Raw genomic sequence first — 20,269 nt, 5'->3', positions numbered from 1 at the left:
GATGAAAAAAAACAAATATATACTGCTTTTAATTGGCATTTATCTGCTTTTATCCGGATGTGAAGATTTTCTTGACAGACCTCCTTTGACAAAAGCAAACGACGAAACTGCTTGGACAAGTGAGCAGAATGTAAGGCTGTATGCGAACAAATTCTATCCCGGTTTTACAGTCGGATCCACATTCTATCCCGGTTTTTTTATGGGATACGGTACCGGATGGACAAACACCTATTCTCCGTTAATGGGATATACCTTTAGTGACGACATTGTGCACAACGGCAATCAGGGAAATTTTACCCGATCGGTTCCCAACAGTCAAATCTGGAACATGGTGGTGCTTCGCTCCATCAACATCATGATCGACAGAATTGAAAACAAAATGAGCGATGTATTAACTACTGAACAATATGCACACTGGATGGGTATTGGAAGATTTTTCAGAGCGATGAAATATTCAGAATTGGTTTTCGCTTATGGTGACGTGCCTTATTACGATCATGTGGTATCTGATACAGACATGGATGATTTGTACAAGCCTAGAACGCCTCGTAATGAGGTGATGAATGCCGTTTATGACGATTTAAAGTATGCTCTGGAGAATGTAAGAGTGAATGACGGAGAAATGAATGTGAACAGATATGTGGTTGCAGGATTCGTTTCGAGAATCACGCTGTATGAAGGTAGCTGGCAGAAATATTATTATGAAGACAACAATCAGGCAAAGAAATTTTTGGAACTGGCTTTGGAAGCCGGGGATTACATTATCAACAGCAACAAATTTGATATTGTTACCGAGTTCAGGGCATTATTTACCTCTGAAGATTTAAGAGGGAATAAGGACTGCATCATATACAGGCATTATGATCCCGCTGTAGGTGTAACACACAGTGTAGCATCCAACAACAACCTTTCTGAATCCATCAATTTCGGACCGACTACCGATCTGATCAAATCATTTATCCTGAATGATGGAAATGTATGGCAAAATTCAGAAATGACCGGAGCCAAAAACTTTGAACTGGCAAACATGATAAAAACGCGTGACCCAAGATTGGAAGCAACCTTCTATCATAAACCAACCTCCAGAAACAAAGGATCTTTTTGGTATATCAATAAATTCCTACCCAGAAGTGTGGCCTTGTCGGTCGGTGCCGGAAACCCTCCCCCGGTAGAATTTACCAGTACAAACAACCGGACCGACTATCCAGTGCTCCGGTATGCAGAAGTATTACTCAATTGGATCGAAGCAAAGGCTGAATTGGCAACTTTGGGAGGTACAGCAGTGGATCAGGCCGATATCGACAAGACAATCAACAAAATCAGAAACAGACCAGTGGCGCCAGAAGCCATAGACATGGGAGTAATGAAAACTAACCCGTTGCTATTGTCAGCAATGCCGGAAGATCCGGAGAGAGACACCGATGTTCCCGTACTCATCTGGGAGATAAGAAGAGAAAGAAGAATGGAATTTGCTTTTGAACATTCACGCATTGCCGATCTGGAACGTTGGTATAAATTGGACTATATGGACACCGATATGCACAAACCTAATCTGCTTCATGGAGGCTGGGTAAATTTCCCCAAAGAATTGCCTGCTGAACTGACAGCAGCCAACGCTGGAAAATTCTCTGTGCTAAAACTCAATGGAGATGAAATAACATTCAATGGCGGCAACAACTCAGAAATGGTCGGTTTTTACAGAAGTGCTGCAACAAACGGACGTCAACCATTCATAAATCAGGTAAATGTGAATCCTTATCTGTCACCCGTGGGCAAAACGCAAATAGATGATTATGCCAGCAAAGGGTATCTCTTGCAACAGACAGAAGGATGGCCGCAAAATTAAACAATTAATAAATTCAGAATTATGATGAATATAAAATATCACATAGCGGGCATAGGATTAATAATTTCTTCTTTATTTTTACTTACTTTCACTTCATGTTCGGAAGATTTTCCATCCAATATGGAATCAACCAATGAAGTGGTATTGAAGTCGATAAAGATTCTTAATGCCGGTGCCGATGGAAAGACTGTGGTGGAAGGAAGAATCAACGAAAATAACAAAACTGTCTGGTTCCCACGATTAGATCCCAATACGGATCTTACTGCCATTCGGTTCGAGGCAGAGATGTCAACCGGTGCCAAACTCGACAAAGATTCTTATACGTTTGAATTTGAAGAAGGAAAAGATGCCGAAACCATTGTGATCAAAGTTGTCAATGATCCGCGTTTCAGAGAATATTTTGTCACGATCAGGCTCAACGTGCCTGTGTATGGAGCAGATTTTGGCAAGGTGAAAATTTTCGACTACTCTGGGAATGATCTGGGCAATCCGGTATATCCAGCATTTGTATCCAACCTGACAAGGGGATCAGGATTCGATGGTGAGTATGTACTGATTGTAACCAGAGCCGAAGGAGGATCTCATCTTCTGAAAGTGGAAGATTTGAAAAAATATGAAATCAATCCTATTCCGCTCAATCCCACGAATGTCTCGGGTGGAACGTTCCCGGTAAACGTAGGTGGTAAGATTGCCGGACACAGTTATATTGCGAATCTCTCGGGACTTTATGGCATGAAGATCTATCATTGGACTGATCCGGCTGCCGTTGCCGATCTGATATTTAACAATGATCCGGCATCCATTCCAGGAGCAGGGAAACGTCACGGCGACAATATGTCGACCAACATAGATGAAAACGGAAACGGATTTATATATTTTGGTGACAATCTTGTGACGAGTATCATGCGCCTGACAGTCTCCAACTTCACCACCATCACTGAAGTGAAAATCCTTCCTACACAACCAGGAGTTTCATTCTGCATGAGCATAAACCGGGTTGAAAAAACTGATGATTATCTGCTAACAGGTTACGATGCACCCATCATGGTGGTGAACAGCAGTGCGGCATTACTCTATGCAATGGATAAAAATTCAGTGCCAGTGCAAGGATCTGATGCCCGTATCTTCAATTTTAACGGAGAGAGATACCTGATAATGGCTACAGCTCCACGGTATTCGGGAAATGCCGTGTTATACATCTATGACATCACCAAAGGAAGCAACACAATTGACGCACTCCGCCTTTTTGAGGAAGGGGATAAAAAACCCATATATCAATACTCTATAGGAGGAGGTGTGAATTCTTCTCCAGCAACAAATACAGGATTTCACATCATCAAAGATGAAGCGGGTAAAGACAAGTCACTATTACTTTATGCAGCATCCAATAATGCAGGATTTGCACTGCTGGAAATCCCAGTGAAAGAATTAGACGAATAATCTTCACCCATTCAAAAGAACCGGACAGTTTAATATGAATATATCACCGGTCCGGTTCTTTTTTTACCCACAAATTTCGTTGAAGTTCAGCGGACTTCAATTCTAAAAGAAATGACAATGAGCATAAAAAATAAAATCACTTATTTTATACTGATCACTGCTTTATTCATGAGCGGATGTAGTAAAAATGTTGATGACATTGAGCCAAAACCTAACCCGGATCCAGCCAAAGAATTAATATTCCCCGGGAAAGAGATGCGCTCCGTCTGGATCACTACGGCATGGGGGCTCGACTGGCCAATGGGAAAATATGGAATTCAGGCACAGAAGGATCAGTATCTTCAATATCTCGACCGGTTCAGAGAGCTGAATATTAATGCAGTCATTGTACAAATAAAACCAATGGGTGATGCATTTTACAGTTCACCCTACGAGCCCTGGAGTTCTGCGATTACGGGAGAAAGGGGCAAAGACCCGGGGTATGACGTGTTGAAATATATGATTGATGAAGCGCATGCAAGAAATTTAGAATTCCATGCCTGGATGAATCCTTATCGCATAGCCACGCGGGCCAACAATGGTACACCCTACCCGCCATTGCACACATCAGTAAAATCGGAATGGGTGGTCAGCCATGAAAAAATTCAGATATACAATCCAGCTTTGCCGGAAGTGCGGCAAAGATTGTCTGACATCGTAAAAGACCTGATCATAAAATATGATGTGGATGGAATTCATTTCGATGATTACTTTTATCCGGATCCGTCCTCAGCAGGGGTCATGATTTCAGATGCAGGAGACTTCCAGAAATATGGTACCGGATTTACAAAAATTGAAGATTTCAGACGTGACAATGTCGACAAGGCAATTAAAGCCGTACACGATGTGATCGTAACTAATAAACCGGAGGTTATCTTTACCATCTCACCTGCAGCCAGTCCCGATTATAACAAAAACACCCTCTTTGCCGATGTGACAAAATGGTGTAGTGAAGGCTGGATAGACGTGATAATGCCCCAGCTATACCAGGAAATCGGGAATCAATATAACGACTTTCAATCGAGGTTGAGCTGGTGGACTCAATACAGTTACAAAGCTACACCGATGATTGGCCACGGTTACTACAAATTCGGTGATCCTGCAGCACCTTCAGCATTCCAGTCGAGCCTCGAGCTGGAAAGACAGTTTGAACTCACAAGAAGGAATCAAAAGGTGATGGGAAATGCTTTATACAGTGCCAGATTTGTGCTGTTTAACAAAATAAATATCACTGATAAACTGGCTGCAATTTATAAGGACCCCGCAGTTATACCGTTCCTGGGGCGCGAAGTAGCCCCCGCCCCCACCAAGGCACAAAATCTAAGAATTGAAGGAAACCTACTAAAATGGGAAGCTACCGGTGACGTACGATCTATAGTTTATCACTTTCCCGACATATCAAAAGAGGGTGTGGTTTTGTCGGTGACAAACGCCACCAGCGTGCAGGTAAACGCTTCCGGATTTTATTGCGTGACAACTATCAATAAGGACAACAAAGAGAGCGCACCGTCAGAGACAATAGAGATAAAATAAATAGAGGTCGTGGATCGATCACGTGAATGACAAACCAAAATCAGAAAAAGCTTATAATGAATAACCGGTTTAAATTATTTTTTTTGAGAAGAATAAATTTAATTGTGCTGTTTTTTTTGATTTTCTCCGCAGCATACAACCAGTCTTCCTGGATACGGGTCAATCAGGTGGGTTACCTGATTGACGACGTGAAAGTGGCCGTCTGGATCAGCAAAGGAAATGAGATCATGAGTGCATTTCAGATAATTGACCCTGCCACCCGCGAGGTACTCTTTACCGGTTCGGAAACGGATATCCGACAAACTGGAAGACAGCACGCCTTCGAATCATCGGCACGGCTGAATTTCACCGCACTCAAAAAGCCGGGGAGTTATATATTGAAAGCAGGCGACACGGAATCTATGCCTTTTCGCATCGGAAACGATATCTATGTCGGGGCAGCTGAAATCCCATTGCAATACATGCGTCAGCAACGGTGCGGATACAATCCCTTCCTGAAAGATTCGTGTCACGTGCACGATGCCATTTCGGTGGGAGATCCCGAAGACAAACGCAATGGGTTGTATTTTAACACCACAGGAGGATGGCACGATGCCTCGGATTACTTGCAATATGTCACCACCTCTGCCAATGCGATCTACCAGATGCTTTTCGCATACAGCCAATATCCCGGATCATTCGCAGATGCGTACGATGCAAATGGTGATGAAGGCTCCAATGGAATTCCCGATATTCTGGATGAAGCCAAGTGGGGGTTGGACTGGCTCGTCAAAATGAATCCAAATCCCGACACCTATTTCAATCAGCTGGCCGATGACAGGGATCATGTCGGTTTTACACTGCCCAACGAACAGAAGGTGGACTATGGATGGGGATTGGGAAAAGCACGTCCCGTCTATTTTGTCAGCCCCAAGCCACAGGGGTTGTTCAAATATAAAAACAGAAGTACAGGCATGGCCTCCACCTTAGGAAAATATGCTTCTTCATTTTCCCTGGGTGCCCAACTATTGGCAGTATACTATCCCGAATTTGCCGGTATGCTGGAGCAGAAAGCGAAAGCGGCTTATCACAAAGGGGTTGAAAATTCGGGCGTTTCACAAACAGCACCCGGGGGCGCACCTTACTTTTACGAAGAGGACAACTGGGCGGATGATATGCAGTTGGCTGCCATGGAAATGTATCGGAATTCGGGGAAAAAGGAATATCTGACACAAGCCATCAACTATGGCAGGATGGAGCCTGTGACACCCTGGATGGGAGCCGATTCGGCACGTCATTATCAGTGGTACCCGTTTGTGAATCTCGCCAATTATCACCTGGCGGCGCAAAACAGCGACCTGCGCGCAAAGTCTGAGTTTGTACGTAACATGAGAACGGGATTGCAGCGTATGAAAGAGCGGGCTGAAGGCGATGCTTTTCTGAATGGCATACCCTTTATATGGTGTTCAAACAACCTCACTACAGCCTTTATCACGCAATGCAGGTTGTATCACGAAATTACGGGAGATGATTCCTTCCTTGAAATCGAGACCGCCATGCGTGACTGGCTCCTGGGATGTAATCCCTGGGGTACCTCCATGATCGTGGGATACCCGCAACAAGGCGATACGCCGTCCGATCCACATTCGGCATTTACCCATCTTCACCAGATACCGGTCACGGGAGGCATTGTCGACGGCCCCATATACAACACTATTTTTAGCAACCTGATCGGGATTTATCTGGCCAATGAAGATGAATATGCCGACTTTCAGTCCGATTACGTGGTGTATCACGATGATTATGCCGACTATTCCACCAATGAACCGACAATGGACGGGACAGCGTCTCTGACTTATTATCTGGGTTATCTGGGCGCACGGGCAAAACAAACAAGAACCATAAATAAATCAACACTGAGTACCAAGCAACCCGTAAAGGATGCAGGCGGCATCGTGCGGGGTGATGTATCCGTGAGACAGTTATCCCTTGTTTTTACAGGTCATGAGTACGCCGACGGGGCCCATGTAATCCGTGAGGTACTGAACAAGCACCAGATCAAAGGGGCTTTTTTCCTCACAGGCGATTTTTACAGGAAATACCCTGCTCTTGTACGCAATCTTCAAAAGGAGGACCATTATATGGGACCACATTCCGACAAACATCTCTTATATGCCGACTGGCAATATCGCGATTCAACTCGAATCTCGCGTACCGAATTTGAGAAAGACCTGAATGACAATTATCTGGCAATGAAAAAAGCCGGACTAAAAATAGAGTCCCCCCGTTTTTTTATGCCACCCTTTGAATGGTATAATAGGGAGATCAGTGACTGGGCAAAAGCCATGGATGTGCAAATAGTGAATTTTACGCCAGGCACCACCTCCAATGCCGACTATACAACTCCGGGCATGAAAAGCTACCTTTCGTCTGAAACAATCTATCACAATATTTTACGATACGAAGAACAGAACAATCTGAATGGTTTTATGCTCCTGATCCATATCGGTACCGATCCAAAACGAGACGACAAATTTTACAACTATCTCGATGAACTGATCAGCGAATTGAAAAGCAGGAAATATAAATTCATAAGGATAGACGAATTGTTGAAAGATTGAAACAATTCACCCTTTTTTTCTATTTTTGTAAAAGCCAACACAAATTTCAAAAGGTTCGGTATCCAATGAAGAAATCCGTAATTATCGCTTATTTGCTTGCCTTCGCCTTCGCTTTATTCTCTCAGGATTTTCAGCCGGATTCACTGAAATACAATCTGGGCAGATCATTCACAAACATATACCACGAAACATTGATGCGGTCGGGAAAAGTGACGGTGGACAGCATCGCGGTGGACGACCGGAAAAAGCGTATTGTATTCCATGCCAGCCTGTCACTCTCCTATCTCCCCATGCGGGAACATACCGTTCAGCTTATCTACGATAGCGTTCGGTATCATCTGCCTGCAAAACAAAAAAAATACCAGATCGCCGTCATCACCGACGAGATGGAGATCAGTCTGCTGGTGCCCAATTTTTACAGAGACAAACAGCGCGACAAAAACAGGATCATTGCCCATAAAATAAAGAGCCCCCTGGTGACAGACATCTCTGCTCCTACCGGTGCTTTCAACAAGGGGTTGCAAAATAACCACATCGCCCTCTGGCAAAGCCATGGATGGTACTACGAACAGAAACTGGGACGGTGGGAGTGGCAACGGGCACGCATCTTCCAGACTGTGGAGGACCTCTACACACAGAGCTACGTGCTTCCCTTCCTGGTGCCCATGCTGGAAAATGCAGGCGCCAACGTACTACTTCCACGGGAAAGAGACTACAACAAAACGGAATTAATTGTTGACAACGATGACAGTCCCGGAAGCCGCTCTACATACAGGGAAACAAACGGAAAAGAGGCATGGAGCAACACCGGCACAGCCGGTTTTGCCAATCCCCGAGATATGTATCTCGATGGCGAAAATCCTTTCCGTATGGGAACAACCAGACAGACGCGGACGACAAACCGCGGGGCAGAGAGTCTCGCCACCTGGCATCCCGATATTCCCGCGAAAGGGAAATATGGGGTCTATGTCTCCTATCAGACGCTAAAAAACAGCAGCGACGATGCTCTTTACAGCATCCATCATGCCGGAGGAAAAACCGATTTCCGGGTGAACCAGCAGATGGGGGGCGGCACCTGGATATTTCTGGGGTATTTCGACTTTGAAAAGGGTACGAGCCACCAGATCACTCTCTCCAACAGAAGCAGCCGGAATGGTCGCATTGTCACCGCCGATGCCGTAAAAATTGGCGGAGGAATGGGCAACATTGCCCGGATGCCCCACCCGGGAGGCTTTGAAGCGGAGAACACCAAAAGCTCCGATGACCCGAAAAAGAAAGAAACTCTTGTTTCACAGATACATTACACACCGCAAATCAGCGGATACCCCCGTTATGCCGAAGGTGCCCGATACTGGATGCAGTGGGCTGGGGTGCCCGATACAGTATATAACCGTACCGAGGGGAAGAACGACTACACCGACGACTATGCATCGCGGGGTGCCTGGGTAAACTGGCTGGCGGGAGGATCGCCGGTACTGCCCAAAAAGGAGGGGCTCCATATCCCGGTGGACCTGGCATTTGCCTTCCACACCGATGCGGGCACCTTCTGGGGAGACACCATTGTGGGTACACTCGGTATTTACATGACACACCACAACAACGAACGCTTCGAAAACGGACATTCCCGCTGGGCTTCCCGTGACCTCTCCGAGCTGGTGATGGAGGAGATTGTGAACGATATACGTCGCGACTTTGAACCGGACTGGACCCGGCGACACCTCTGGAACCGCTCCTATGCCGAAGCACGCATGCCCAATGTGCCGACCATGCTGCTGGAGTTGCTGTCGCATCAGAACTTTGCCGATATGCGCTATGGGCTCGACCCTACCTTCCGCTTTATCGTCAGCCGCTCCATTTACAAGGGGATGCTGAAATTTCTCGCAACCCAGTACAATCGCCCCTACGTGGTACAACCGCTGCCGGTGAAAGAGTTCTCCACCCGTTTCAGCGGAGAAACAGAAGTCGAGCTTAAGTGGCAACCCGCAATGGATCCGTCTGAGCCCACAGCCATGCCCGCCAAGTATATGGTATTTACCCGCATGAACGGAAGAGGTTTCGACAATGGAATCGTGGTAAATGACCACAACCTGGCGTTAACCATAAAGAAAGACAGCATCTACAGTTTTCAGGTGGTCGCTGTCAACGAGGGGGGACGTAGCTTCCCCTCCGAAACACTTTCTGTCTGCCGCAGATCAAAGCAAAAAGGAGAAGTACTGATTGTAAACGGATTTACCCGGATCTCCGCACCTTTCAGCTTTACTGCTTCTGAGGACAGCCTTGCCGGCTTCGCTGGCAGCGTGGATAACGGCGTTCCCTACATGGCGGATCACCATTTTATCGGACAGATGAACGAATTCCGGCGCGTCATCCCCTGGATGGACGACGATGCCGCAGGGTTCGGAGACAGCCATGCGAACTACGAGACTACTGCCATCGCTGGCAACACATTCGATTACCCCTTCCTTCACGGGCAGGCCTTCGCGGCGGCAGGTTACTCTTTTGCCTCCGCTGCGGCTGAGACAGTAGAAAACGGCAGTGTGAGCCTGACAGATTATAAAACGGTGGACTGGATTCTGGGCAAGCAACGGGAATGGAGCGTGGCCCGGGGAGTAAAACCACCGAAATACAAGACATTTTCCAAGAAACAACAGCAGGCTATCACCGACTATTGTCAGGGCGGCGGAAATATTATTGTGAGCGGCGCCTTCGTCGGTACCGATCTGTGGAACAATCCCCGCGCCACGAAAGAAGACAGGCAGTGGGCAGAACAGATCCTCAAATACAAATGGCGCAACAGTCATGGTGCAATAACCGGACAGATTAAAGTGGTACCTTCGCCTTTTTCGGCAATACAAGGCAATTACAGATACTACAACGAGCTGAACAGCGAAAGCTACGTAGTGGAAAATCCCGATGCACTGGAGCCGGCCGACAAAAATGCATTCACCATCTTCCGCTACGCGGAGAACAATCTGAGCGCAGGCGTACTCTACAAGGGTGAAAAATACAGTACCTGCATCCTCGGATTTCCCATAGAAGCAGTAAAAGAACAGGAAAAACGAAATGAGTTAGTCAAAAATATAGTAACAGCATTTGAATAAGGACGCCAAAAGCTAAAAGCTCACTTGCAAACCGCTGCATCCGCAACGATTACACCAAAAAAGCTGAACGCTGACTCCTGATTGCTGAACGCTGATAGCTGAACGCTAAAAACCAAATTTATGAAAACAATAGAAGCTTTTATCCTCTACTCTGAGCCGGAGCAAGCCATGAAAACGGTAGAGGAACTCAAACAATCTGAAGCCGTAACCAAGATATGGCTGCTGACACCTGCCGGCATCACAGCCAAGATAAAGGGATGTAAAAACATCGCCATAGATACACTTCAGAGCAGTGACACGGTGAGGAAGATAGCGCAGAAATCGAAAGGCGACTACACGCTGATCTATCTGAAGTCCACCATGTTGAAACCGGGTTATTTCGCCCTGGAACGGATGATCCGCATTGCAGAAGACTCGGCTGCCGGCATGGTCTATGCCGATTATCATGCCGTCGTGGGCGGTGAAAAGAAAAGCCATCCGGTCATCGACTACCAGGAGGGCAGTCTGCGCGACGATTTCAACTTTGGCTCATTGCTGTGTTACAACACCTTGGCACTGAAAAAGGCGGTAAAGCGGATAAAAAACGAAACATACCAATTCGCAGGACTGTACGATCTCCGGCTAAAAGTATCCCAAAAGCATCCGCTGGTACACATCAACGAGTACCTCTACACCGAGATTGAGAATGATACCCGGGTATCTGGCCAGAAGATATTCGATTATGTGGACCCAAAAAACAGACAGCTGCAACTGGAGATGGAGAAGGCCTGCACCCAACATCTAAAAGATGTGGGTGCCTGGCTGGAACCCCGATTCAAAAGCATTGAATTCGACAAGGGCAACTTTGCCGTGGAGGCATCAGTCATCATTCCGGTACGCAACCGTATCAAGACCATCCGTGATGCCATCGCCTCGGTGCTCAAACAAGAAACAAACTTTCCCTTTAACCTGATTATCATCGACAATCACTCCACCGACGGTACCACGGAAGCCATCGACGAGTTCAAAAGTGATGGACACCTGATCCATCTCATTCCGGAGAGGGACGACCTGGGCATCGGCGGCTGCTGGAACGTGGGCGTACACCACGCACAGTGCGGAAAGTTTGCCATACAGCTCGATAGCGACGACGTCTACAGCGGCGTGGATACGTTACAGAAGATCGTGAATGCCTTCTACGAACAACAGTGCGCCATGGTGGTGGGGACCTACCAGATGACCAACTTCAACATGGAGATGATCCCCCCCGGCATCATCGATCACCGGGAGTGGACACCCGACAACGGCAGAAACAATGCCCTGCGCATCAACGGCCTGGGTGCGCCACGCGCCTTCTATACCCCGGTACTACGGGAGATCAAGGTGCCCAACACCAGCTATGGCGAGGATTACGCACTGGGACTGAACATCTCCCGGTACTACCAGATCGGCCGCATCTACGATGTACTCTACCTCTGCCGCCGCTGGGAAGATAACTCAGATGCCTCACTCGACATCATGAAAATGAACGGACACAACCTCTATAAAGACAGAATCAGAACATGGGAACTACAGGCGAGAAAGAAATTGAAATAAGGGAACCGCTCATCCATGTGGGAATCATCCAGGAGCAGCCCGAGATCAGCTTTACCCTGCTCACCGACTACAAACTGGGAGGGAAACCGGTCCCCCGGGGCGATTATTTGGTGAGAATGGCCGACGGGATGATCCTCTTCAACGGAGAAACCTACCCGGAGATAATTTTTGAATCGGATCAGTTGCACGATGACTCGTTCGAACTGAGAGATGTGGTGATTGGCGTCGGTTTTCACTGGGAACGCAAAGAAAACCAGTGTTTCCAGGGCGGGTTGAAGTTCAACTGCGGAAAGAGGGGCATCACCGCCATCAACATCGTCTCCCTCGAAGATTACCTCAAGAGTGTGATCTCCTCCGAGATGAGTGCCACAAGCTCCGAAGAGCTGCTGAAGACACACGCCGTGATCTCCCGAAGCTGGCTGCTGGCACAGATTCAAAAAAACAAGGAGATCAGGGGTGACTACAAAACCTCGTTTGTATCGGCCGATCAGATTGTCCGCTGGTACGACCGAGAAGACCATGCCCTGTTCGATGTCTGTGCCGATGACCATTGTCAACGCTACCAGGGAATCACGCGACAAACAACCGCACGGGTGAACCAGGCAATCGATGAAACCCGGGGAGAGGTGATCACCTACGGTGACGCCATCTGCGACGCCCGTTTCTCGAAATGCTGCGGCGGCGTGACGGAAACATTCGAAAACGTGTGGGAGCCCATCCCGCATCCATACCTCGTGGGAAAGCCCGATTACACAGAACATACTCCCCTGCCCGACTTGACCGTGGAGGAGAATGCCCGGGAATGGATTCTCTCCTCCCCTCACGCCTTCTGCAATACCGGCGACGCAGACATACTCAGGCAGGTACTGAACGATTACGACCGGGAGACAGCCGACTTCTACCGTTGGAAGGTGGTTTACGCACAAAGCGAACTGAACACCCTTATCAAGGAACGTTCCGGCATCGATTATGGCGAAATCATCGCCCTGGAACCGCTGGAGCGGGGTATCTCGGGCCGTATCATCCGACTGAAGATTATGGGTACCAGGCGCGTGATGACCATCGGCAAAGAACTGGAAATACGTCGCACCCTCTCTCCATCACACCTCCACAGTGCCGCATTTGTGGTGGACGCGGAAGAAGAAAACGACGAGGGAATCCCACAACAGTTCACACTCACCGGTGCCGGCTGGGGTCACGGCGTGGGTCTCTGCCAGATAGGTGCAGCCATGATGGCAGAAAAGGGATATCACCATGATCAGATATTAACGCACTATTTCCCGCAGACTAAATTGGTTCACTATTATTGACAAAAAAATAAAACGACTCACGCATCACAAAAAAATATGAATAAACAAAAGAAAGTCACATTCCGCAACCCCTGGGCATGGATACCTACCCTCTATTTTGCGGAGGGATTGCCCTATGTGGCCGTGATGACCGTCTCGGTGATCATGTACAAACGTTTTGGCCTTTCCAACACAGAAATTGCCCTCTACACAAGCTGGTTATACCTTCCCTGGGTGATCAAACCCTTCTGGAGCCCGTTTGTGGATATCCTGAAGACCAAACGATGGTGGATCGTCTCCATGCAACTGCTGATTGGCGCCGGCCTGGCGGGGGTTGCCTTTACCCTCCCCACACCGTTCTACCTGCAGGCATCGCTGGCTTTCTTCTGGCTGATGGCCTTCAGCTCAGCCACGCACGACATTGCCGCCGACGGCTTTTATATGCTGGCACTCGACGATTCACAGCAATCATTTTTCGTGGGAATCCGCAGTACCTTCTACCGCCTGGCCTCAATCACCGGACAGGGACTGCTGATTATCCTGGCGGGATTTCTGGAAAAAACGACCGGCAGAATCCCTTTTGCCTGGAGCATCACCTTCTTTATTCTCGCCGGTCTCTTCCTGCTCTTTTTTGTTTACCATCGCTTTGTACTTCCCTACCCGCCTGCCGATAGTGGCAAGGCAGCACATACGTTCAAAGATGTAATGGCTGAATTTGGCAATACCTTCAAATCTTTTTTTACGAAAAAAGGTATCGGACTGGCCATCGCCTTTATGTTACTCTACAGGCTGTCAGAATCCATGCTGATTAAACTTGCTTCGCCGTTTCTGCTTGATGGCCGCGAAGTGGGAGGACTGGGGCTGAGCACGTCGGAGGTGGGTATTACCTACGGCACAGTGGGTGTGATCGCCCTCACACTGGGGGGCATCATCGGCGGTATTGTCGCATCGCGGCAGGGACTCAAACGATGGCTATGGCCCATGGCACTGACCATCACCCTGCCCCATGTAGCTTACCTGCTGCTGGCATTTTATCAACCCGAAAGCTTACTCTGGATAAATGCAGCCGTGGCTACCGAACAATTTGGATATGGATTTGGGTTTACAGCGTATATGTTGTATCTGATTTACTTCTCACAGGGTGAACACAAAACAGCCCATTATTCCATCTGTACAGGATTCATGGCTCTGGGAATGATGCTCCCCGGGATGGCTGCCGGTTGGATACAAGAGCAGCTGGGTTACCAGCATTTCTTTGTCTTTATCATGCTGGCTGCCATCCCTACCCTGTTGCTGATCCCTTTCATGAAGGTAGACACCGACTTTGGCAGATCGAAAAAAGAGGCCAATGGGTAAAAACGATTATTCATCATTAAACGTAAGTCTATGGCTACAAACATATCCTACGGAAAGTCACTTTTTATCGGCTTACTGATCATATCGGGACTGCTATTCAATACGAAAACTTCAGCCCAAAAAACAGGCATCAGCACCGGCTTAGAAGTACTGAAAGAATCCGGATTCCGGATACTGCAGGGCAAACGGGTCGGTCTGATCACCAACCCAACCGGTGTGGACAACCATCTCAGATCGACCATCGATATCCTGCACGAAGCACCCGGGGTAACGCTGGTGGCACTCTACGGGCCGGAACATGGCGTTCGCGGTGATGTGCATGCCGGCGATAAAATTGATTCATTCACCGATCCCAATACGGGTGTGCCTGTCTACTCTCTCTACGGAGCAACCCGCAAACCCACGCCGGAGATGCTGAAAGGTGTGGATCTGCTGGTATACGACATCCAGGACATCGGCTGCCGATCCTATACCTACATCTCCACGATGTATCTGGCTATGCAGGCTGCAGCGGAAAACAACATTGAGTTTGTGGTACTGGACAGGCCTAACCCGCTGGGCGGCATCAAGGTGGAGGGTAACCTGGTAGAGGAAGGATTCTTTTCTTTCGTCAGCCAGCTCAGGATCCCCTATCTGTATGGCCTTACCTGTGGTGAGCTGGCAAAGATGATCAACGGTGAACGAATGAATCCGCAACCCTGTAAGCTGACGGTGGTGAAAATGAAAAAATGGCGCCGGAAAATGAATTTCGAAGATACCGGTCTGCCTTGGGTGCCCACATCACCCCATATTCCTTTTGCACACTCGGCTTATTTTTACCCTGTTTCGGGTATACTGGGTGAACTGGGATACATCTCCATCGGTGTGGGGTATACACTTCCATTTGAAATGTTCGCCGCAGAATGGATCAATGCGGAAGAATTTGCCGGAGTACTGAATGCAAAAAGAATTCCTGGAATCAGCTTTCGCCCTATCCACCTGAAACCCTACTATGCAGTGGGACAAGGAAAAAATTATCAGGGAATACAGATTTACCTCACCGATTTCAATAAAGCACGGCTGTCAGACATCCAGTTTCATGTGATGGAGGTGGCTGCGCAGCTCTATCCCGACCACAAGGTATTTGATCATGCGCCCGAAAATCGTTTCGACATGTTCGACAAGGTGAGCGGAAGCGATTTTATCAGGTTGGCGTTTTCCAAAAATCACCGATTCGATGACATCAAAAGCTACTGGACCAAAGACGAAGAAGCATTCAGAAAATTGTCGAAGAAATATTATCTTTACCGCTGAATTGAAACGCGTCGCCTCCATCGTTGGAGACTATGAATTATAACCCATACACTGTTCCATCAAAAATATGAATACGCTTACCACTACATCGCAAAACAGCCGGCTTCTGTCGCTCGATATTCTCCGGGGTATTACCATCGCCGGCATGATCATGGTCAACAACCCCGGTTCATGGGAATATGCCTATGCCCCGCTGAAACACGCTCACTGGCACGGCCTGACACCCACCGACCTGGTTTTCCCCTTTTTCATGTTCATCATGGGAGTCTCCACCTTCATGTCGCTGCGCAAATTCAACTTTACACCTACCAGCGCTGCTGTATGGAAAGTGGTACGCCGTACCATTCTTATTTTTGTGATTGGACTGGCGTTGGGTTGGTTCGGGCAACTCATGCGGGGCCTCGCCGCGGGAGAATCGTTCGGCGTAGCGGCATCCCATTTCGATACGCTTCGCATCCTGGGGGTACTGCAGCGGCTGGCACTTGCCTACGGTCTTGCAGCCCTCATTGCACTGCTGGCAAAGGACAAACAGCTGCCCTGGATCATCGCCATCCTGCTGGGGGGATATTATCTGATTCTTCGCTTCGGAAAAGGATTTGAAATGTCGGAAGAAAATATCATAGCCGTCGTGGACAAAGCGCTTTGGGGACCGGCACACATGTACAAAGACACCACACCGGAGGGAGTTCGCATCGCGCTCGATCCCGAAGGGTTACTCAGTACCATCCCCTCCATTGCCCATGTGCTCATTGGCTTTCTTTCCGGAAAACTGATTGTGGAAAACAGGGATAACCACACTCGGGTGGAGAAACTACTGATATGGGGTACCATCCTGGCTTTCTCGGGCCTGCTTTTACAGTACGGATGCCCCATCAACAAGAAAATATGGAGCCCCACCTTTGTGCTGGTAACCACAGGCTTTGCAGCACAACTGCTTGGGTTGCTGATCTGGATTATCGATATCCATAAAAAAGAAAAATGGAGCCGCTTCTTCCATGCTTTCGGAGTCAACCCGCTCATTGTATACGTGTTCGCCGGTGTGCTCGCCAATCTGGTTGGCAACATCCGTTTTGCCTGGCAGGGAGAGACCATCTCGGTGAAATCATTTACCTACAGTGCACTGATTCAGCCCTGGGCAGGGAATTATTTCGGATCGCTGCTCTATGCATTGCTGTTTGTCACCGTCTGCTGGCTTTTTGGATATATACTATATAAAAAGAATATTTATATCAAATTATAAAAAAATGATGTTGATTGCCGACAGCGGCGCCACCAAAACAGACTGGTGCCTGATACGCGGACGAGAAATCCTGCAGCGTTTTTCGGGGAAAGGCATCAGTCCCGTGTATCAGAGCGAAGAGGAAATAGCTCAGGAGATAAAGGAACATGTTTTCCCCATGCTGACAAATACCGCTGTCGGGGCAATTCATTTCTACGGCACCGGATGCATCCCCGAGAAAATTCCGGTTGTAAAAAATGCCATTTACCGGTCGTTTCCCGTCGATACAATCCATGTCTACAGCGATCTGATCGCTGCCGCACACAGCCTTTGCGGCCATAAGAAAGGCATTGCCTGCATCCTTGGCACAGGAAGCAACTCCTGTGAATGGGACGGAGAAAAGATCCGGAAGCAGATATCACCACTCGGCTTTATCCTGGGCGACGAAGGGAGTGGTGCCGCCTTGGGCAGACAACTGGTGGCCGACGCACTCAAAAATCAGTTAACCCCGGGACTGAAGGAAAAACTTCTGGAAGAGTATGCACTGACACCGGCACTGATCATTGAAAAAGTGTACAGGCAACCTTTTCCAAGCCGCTTTCTGGCGAGCCTCTCACCGTTTTTGCACAACCACATCGAAGACACCTCCCTGCGCCGGATCATCACCGGATCATTTGACGCCTTCTTCGAAAGAAACGTCATGCAGTACGATTATCGGAATCAGGAGGTTCACTTTGTAGGCTCCATCGCATGGCATTATGCCGACCTGCTGAAGGGGGTTGCAGCACACAAGGGAATCAGGATAGGGGAAATCACACAATCACCCATGGCGGGACTGATCCGCTACCATCATACAGAACAGGCGGAAACCCCTAAACTTTGAGATACTGAAACATTGAAATCCAACATATGACATTCATCAAAATAACAGAACAATCGTCGCTCTATGACAATCTGGAACAGAAATCTGTTTTAGAGATACTTACGGAAATCAACAGGGAGGACGGGAAAGTGGCGCTGGCGGTAGAAAAAACAATTCCGGAAATAGAGAAGCTGGTGACCGGCATCGTGGAAAGGATGCGGCGCGGGGGAAGGCTTTTTTATGTGGGCGCAGGCACCAGCGGCAGGTTGGGTGTGCTCGACGCATCAGAAATTCCTCCTACCTTCGGTATGCCCGACACCTATGTGATCGGCCTGATTGCCGGCGGCGACAGAGCCCTGCGCAACCCGGTGGAGGCAGCGGAAGATGATCTGGAAAAGGGATGGGAAGAGCTTATGACACACAAGATCAATGAAAATGATGTGCTGGTGGGCATTGCTGCGTCGGGCACCACACCCTATGTGATCGGAGCATTGCGCCGGGCACGGGAAAAGGGCATACTCACAGCCGCCATCAGCTGCAACCCCGACTCACCGGTAGCCGCCGAGGCAGAGATAAAAATAGAACCGATCGTCGGCCCCGAATATGTCACGGGCAGCACGCGCATGAAATCGGGAACCGCACAGAAGATGGTGCTGAACATGATCACCACCTCCACCATGATTGGGCTGGGCAGGGTAAAAGGGAACCGCATGGTGAACATGCAACTCACCAACCAAAAGCTGGTGGACAGGGGTACGCGGATGATTGTGGATGAACTTTCACTCAATTACGAACAGGCAAAAAACCTGCTCCTTCTCCACGGGTCGGTAAAAAAAGCCATCGACAGTTATAAGAACGCACAATAAAATAAAGGAATGGCTATTATTATAGATACCGACAACCCCGATCTCCTGCTCGATAAGATTTACGAGGCAATAGAAACCAGGAAAGCTGATAAATGGGTACGTACCGCCGACGGGCGCCTCACATACGGTCCGCTCCTGTGGAGAAACGAAGCGTTTTTCAAACCCCAGATATGGGTAGATGAGAATCAATTGCGTTTTGGTCTGATAAAAAGAAAGGACAGAAAACACATCACATCCCGGTTGTATACGGCTTTTCACAGCAAACTGATTGAAATGCTTCTGACTCGCTTCGACGAAGATTTCAGAAGTGTCACTGCCACAGCAGTAAAGACTGAACCTGATGTTTTCTGACGGGTCATAAAAATTAATGTAGGCAATTATGAAACAACTCACCCTGATACTATTTCTCATCGGCGCAGCATTCACAACAACTGCGCAGGATAACAGATACAACACTGAAACGGACATACCCTATTACCGGGAAGATGTCCGCCTGAAAGACTCATACATCCACGAGCGTTGCCGACTCGATATTTACTACCCGGTCAATAAAAAGGCGTTTGCCACGGTGGTATGGTTTCATGGCGGTGGGCTTACCGGAGGAAGCAAGGAGCTTCCTGAGGCACTGAAAAATAAAGATATCTGCATTGTGGGGGTAAACTATCGTCTCTCACCGCAGGCAGAGGCTCCTGCATATATCGAGGATGCCGCGGCGGCTGTCGCCTGGGCGTTCGCACATATTGAAGATTACGGAGGAGACACCACAAAGATCTTTGTGTCCGGCCATTCTGCCGGAGGATATCTGGCCATGATGATTGGGCTGGATAAACAGTATCTCGCCGCACACCAGATTGATGCCAACCACATCGCAGGCCTGATTCCCCTGAGCGGACAGACCATCACACACTTCAACATCCGTGCGGGATATGGCATGAAAGATACCCACCCGCTCGTGGACAAATATGCACCACTCTACCATGTGCGTCCCGACGCACCTCCTCTCCTACTGATCACGGGCGACCGCGAGCTGGAGATGCTTGGCCGTTACGAGGAAAACGCCTATCTTGCCCGCATGATGAAGGTGGCAGGGCACAAACAAACCCGCCTGCTGGAGTTGCAGGGCTACAACCATGGCATGACCTATCCCGCCTTTCCCCTGCTGCTTGAGGAGATACAACGGATCGTCCGGGAGAATGCCACATTTGTGATAAATCAGTGACTGATGTTCATTTGTTTACCCTGTTTATTTT

General features: G+C 48.4%; 14 protein-coding genes. All 14 read left to right on the top strand.

The window, feature by feature from the left end:
* Position 1 precedes the first annotated feature (1 nt).
* Complete coding sequence (locus AC1HCU_RS03350; protein ID WP_480369064.1) at positions 2 to 1,846, top strand: RagB/SusD family nutrient uptake outer membrane protein; 1,845 nt, start codon at positions 2 to 4, stop codon at positions 1,844 to 1,846.
* A gap of 21 nt (positions 1,847 to 1,867) precedes the next feature.
* A complete protein-coding gene (locus AC1HCU_RS03345; RefSeq protein WP_480369062.1) occupies positions 1,868 to 3,286 on the top strand; it encodes a DUF4623 domain-containing protein in 1,419 nt (472 codons plus the stop codon).
* Positions 3,287 to 3,403: 117 nt separating this feature from the next.
* Complete coding sequence (locus AC1HCU_RS03340; RefSeq protein ID WP_480369059.1) at positions 3,404 to 4,858, top strand: glycoside hydrolase family 10-like protein; 1,455 nt, start codon at positions 3,404 to 3,406, stop codon at positions 4,856 to 4,858.
* A 56-nt stretch (positions 4,859 to 4,914) separates the two neighbouring features.
* A complete protein-coding gene (locus AC1HCU_RS03335) occupies positions 4,915 to 7,458 on the top strand; it encodes a bifunctional glycoside hydrolase family 9 protein/polysaccharide deacetylase (RefSeq protein WP_480369056.1) in 2,544 nt (847 codons plus the stop codon).
* A gap of 65 nt (positions 7,459 to 7,523) precedes the next feature.
* A complete protein-coding gene (locus tag AC1HCU_RS03330) occupies positions 7,524 to 10,559 on the top strand; it encodes a golvesin C-terminal-like domain-containing protein (protein ID WP_480369054.1) in 3,036 nt (1,011 codons plus the stop codon).
* A gap of 120 nt (positions 10,560 to 10,679) precedes the next feature.
* Positions 10,680 to 12,134: a glycosyltransferase family 2 protein gene (locus AC1HCU_RS03325; protein WP_480369051.1), complete on the top strand. Its 1,455-nt coding sequence runs from the start codon at positions 10,680 to 10,682 to the stop codon at positions 12,132 to 12,134.
* On the top strand, positions 12,131 to 13,444 hold the full coding sequence (locus AC1HCU_RS03320) for a SpoIID/LytB domain-containing protein (protein WP_480371036.1): 1,314 nt from the start codon (positions 12,131 to 12,133) through the stop codon (positions 13,442 to 13,444). The genes AC1HCU_RS03325 and AC1HCU_RS03320 overlap by 4 nt, the downstream gene beginning before the upstream one ends.
* Positions 13,445 to 13,480: 36 nt before the next feature.
* On the top strand, positions 13,481 to 14,779 hold the full coding sequence (locus tag AC1HCU_RS03315; protein ID WP_480369048.1) for an AmpG family muropeptide MFS transporter: 1,299 nt from the start codon (positions 13,481 to 13,483) through the stop codon (positions 14,777 to 14,779).
* A 30-nt stretch (positions 14,780 to 14,809) separates the two neighbouring features.
* Positions 14,810 to 16,072, top strand: coding sequence for an exo-beta-N-acetylmuramidase NamZ family protein (locus AC1HCU_RS03310; RefSeq protein ID WP_480369045.1), 1,263 nt, complete (start codon positions 14,810 to 14,812; stop codon positions 16,070 to 16,072).
* Between the two features lie 67 nt (positions 16,073 to 16,139).
* Positions 16,140 to 17,312, top strand: coding sequence for an acyltransferase family protein (locus AC1HCU_RS03305; protein WP_480369042.1), 1,173 nt, complete (start codon positions 16,140 to 16,142; stop codon positions 17,310 to 17,312).
* 4 nt (positions 17,313 to 17,316) lie between these two features.
* Positions 17,317 to 18,174: an ATPase gene (locus AC1HCU_RS03300; protein ID WP_480369039.1), complete on the top strand. Its 858-nt coding sequence runs from the start codon at positions 17,317 to 17,319 to the stop codon at positions 18,172 to 18,174.
* Positions 18,175 to 18,200: 26 nt separating this feature from the next.
* On the top strand, positions 18,201 to 19,019 hold the full coding sequence (murQ, locus tag AC1HCU_RS03295) for an N-acetylmuramic acid 6-phosphate etherase (RefSeq protein ID WP_480369036.1): 819 nt from the start codon (positions 18,201 to 18,203) through the stop codon (positions 19,017 to 19,019).
* Positions 19,020 to 19,028: 9 nt separating this feature from the next.
* Positions 19,029 to 19,370 carry a hypothetical protein gene (locus AC1HCU_RS03290; protein ID WP_480369033.1) on the top strand — a complete coding sequence of 114 codons (342 nt, stop codon included), beginning with the start codon at positions 19,029 to 19,031 and terminating at the stop codon, positions 19,368 to 19,370.
* 28 nt (positions 19,371 to 19,398) lie between these two features.
* Complete coding sequence (locus tag AC1HCU_RS03285) at positions 19,399 to 20,238, top strand: alpha/beta hydrolase (protein ID WP_480369030.1); 840 nt, start codon at positions 19,399 to 19,401, stop codon at positions 20,236 to 20,238.
* The last annotated feature ends 31 nt before the right edge of the window (positions 20,239 to 20,269 follow it).

The sequence above is a fragment of the Proteiniphilum sp. LBM24028 genome (assembly GCF_056629195.1).
The sequence above is the reverse complement of the archived record's forward strand: the minus strand, read 5'-3'. Positions and strand labels throughout refer to the sequence as shown.